Origin of the sequence: Parendozoicomonas verongulae (assembly GCF_009711465.1) — a bacterium.
Classification (GTDB): Bacteria; Pseudomonadota; Gammaproteobacteria; order Pseudomonadales; family Endozoicomonadaceae; genus Sansalvadorimonas; species Sansalvadorimonas verongulae.
Genome location: NZ_SMME01000155.1, coordinates 1 through 225 on the forward strand (window position 1 = coordinate 1; position 225 = coordinate 225).

General features: G+C 52.0%; 1 protein-coding gene. It reads left to right on the forward strand.

The window, feature by feature from the left end; translation table 11 throughout:
* Window positions 1-225: C2H2-type zinc finger protein (locus E1189_RS22080; protein ID WP_230459797.1), on the forward strand; the 225-nt coding region annotated here is incomplete at both ends.

The following is a 225-nucleotide window of genomic DNA, read 5'->3' on the forward strand; positions in this document are numbered from 1 at the left end:
ACGTGACCATGACAAAGAGCTTCAGGTTCAGACTGACGATGACAGGCCTTCGGATTTCTATGGTATGTACACGCTAAGATCCGACACAGAGGACAAGCCCTTTGTCTGTGACTTTAACGAGTGCAACAAGCGCTTTGCCCGATCCAGTGCTCTCACCAGACACAAGCGCGTCCACACAGGAGACAGACCCTTTGCCTGTGATCAGGACGGATGCCACAAAGCGTT